Origin of the sequence: Mesorhizobium sp. M0106 (genome assembly GCF_040322715.1) — a bacterium.
In the GTDB taxonomy this organism is placed as follows: Bacteria; Pseudomonadota; Alphaproteobacteria; order Rhizobiales; family Rhizobiaceae; genus Mesorhizobium.
This window is the reverse complement of the sequence record NZ_JAMYUA010000115.1, coordinates 1-1787: the sequence shown is the minus strand read 5'-3', so window position 1 is coordinate 1787 and position 1787 is coordinate 1. Positions and strand designations below refer to the sequence as shown.

The following is a 1787-nucleotide window of genomic DNA, read 5'->3' as shown; positions in this document are numbered from 1 at the left end:
GCGGCCGGTCATTGGGGCCCGTGTGCGTCCGGCCCGCCAAAAAACCCGGCACCGGGCCGGGGGCCCGGTAAATTTTCCCGGGCCCGCCGCTAGCCAAGCCAAGGAGACGAACCATGCCCCGCATCGTCAAGCATTCCCGCCGCGTCATGGCGGCACTCGCCCTGATCCTGGTCCCGGCCGGCGCGCTGGCGACCATGGCCACCGCCGACCAGTCCGTTGGGCCGGTGCGCTGCGAGATCCGCGCCACGCCGGAAGGGGGCATGGTCTTGCTTGAGGCGCTTGCCTATGCCGACAGAAACGTGAGTGGCACCTATTCCTTCCATGTCGAAAGCACCGGTCGCACCGGCGGCACCAACATCGAGCAGGGCGGCGCCTTCAACGCCGCGCCCGGCAAGCCAGCTACGCTCGGCGCTGTCACGCTCGACGCAAAGGGCGGCGTTTACGACGCCAAGCTCGAAGTTGCGGTCGATGGCAAGAGCATCGGCTGCGCCGCGCGGGTCGGCGGCGCGACCTGATCGCACCGGCCAGTTCACGAAAAGGGCGTCGGCGTTCGGCGCCTTTTCTATGTGTGCCGAGCCGGGAAAAATGACTGAACGACAGCTGAACGACGGGTTCCGGGATGGTTCAGCCGCAATTCGGGAAGGTTGGCCATAGGCTGAGGCAGCCGGAAATGAAGACCAAGATGACCCGCAATATGTTCATAACCCTTACTGCCGCTCTCGTTGCCGGCAGCATCGGCCAGGTGGCGCTGTCCGCACCGGCCTACGCAGGAGGCTGGGTGTCGGTGACATTTGCTCCTGCCAACGCCCGCGACGCCGGCGCCCTGGCGACCGGCCTGCGCGTCTATTCGAAGTATCGCGGCCTGCACGGCGCCAGAATCCGTCAGTCCGGACACGGTAATGCTGCTGGCCTCGGCCGGAACGGCCGCGGCAATCTGGGCATCATCCATCAGGAGGGCAACGGCCATTCCGCCATCCTGAGGCAGAACGGCAACGACAACGCCTACGGTATTTTCCAGTTCGGAAGGAACACCGAGGCGAATGTCGTGCAGAACGGCGATGGTGGTGGCGGCGCCATCTTCAGCTACGGCTGGTAACGGCCGATAATCGGGGCGCGAGCGGGACTCGATCCCCTTGCGCGCGACCCAATCATTCGGGCCGAACATCTCGGCAGAGCCGAAGATGACCCCGCGGCTTCCTCCTTGGGAGGTTTTTCAACGCGGGCCGATGTCGACCCAGCCCGCACCCCTCGCGCTGCGGCCCACATCGAAAAACCTTCACCGATGCGGACCTTCTGCAGCGGCTTTTCCACGCATAGCAGACGTTCGACGGAACGGGTGATCCTGCCCCGGCAAACACCGTTGATGTCAGATAAAGTGCGGCAGACAATGTCACGAGGAAGCGAGGCGACATTTCACGCTCCGCGACAGCCGGAAGTGATCGACAACTTTCCAACGTTTTCCTTCGCGATTGACCCATCCTGGTCAAACACCCCAAACCGGCGGCTGCATCACCGTTCCTCCGGCGGCTTGAGGTGCCGAAACTGCATCAGCAGCAGCAGATCGTAAGCGATCTTCAGTGCACCGCAGATGATCAGGGGCCAAGCCCGGAACGAGGCAGCGAACAGAGCGCCCGCCAGGGCGGGACTGGCTGCGGCAGCCAAACTGCGCGGTACCGATGTGAAGCTCGCGGCGGCTGCCCGTTCCGCCTCCGTGACGACCGCCATGACGTAAGATGAGCGCGTCGGGACGTCCATCTGCGAAAGCGCGGCACGGATCAGCAGCAGGG

2 protein-coding genes and 1 pseudogene are annotated in these 1787 nt (G+C 64.6%); 2 read left to right on the top strand and 1 reads right to left on the bottom strand.

Going from position 1 to position 1787, the window contains the following annotated elements; all coding sequences use genetic code 11:
* Positions 1–113 precede the first annotated feature (113 nt).
* Together csgH and NKJ55_RS35295 are read left to right on the top strand one after the other, a co-directional pair.
* Complete coding sequence (csgH, locus tag NKJ55_RS35300; RefSeq protein ID WP_352453909.1) at positions 114–515, top strand: curli-like amyloid fiber formation chaperone CsgH; 402 nt, start codon at positions 114–116, stop codon at positions 513–515.
* Between the two features lie 167 nt (positions 516–682).
* On the top strand, positions 683–1096 hold the full coding sequence (locus NKJ55_RS35295; RefSeq protein ID WP_352453910.1) for a curlin: 414 nt from the start codon (positions 683–685) through the stop codon (positions 1094–1096).
* 413 nt (positions 1097–1509) lie between these two features.
* Here the strand turns inward: NKJ55_RS35295 and NKJ55_RS35290 are convergent.
* Positions 1510–1787: pseudogene (locus NKJ55_RS35290) on the bottom strand (MFS transporter); the annotation flags it as partial.

Bases quoted from the DNA above. Each gene is read 5' to 3' on its own strand.
- csgH (WP_352453909.1), top strand. From the start codon at position 114: ATGCCCCGCATCGTCAAGCATTCCCGCCGCGTCATGGCGGCACTCGCC.
- NKJ55_RS35295 (WP_352453910.1), top strand. From the start codon at position 683: ATGACCCGCAATATGTTCATAACCCTTACTGCCGCTCTCGTTGCCGGC.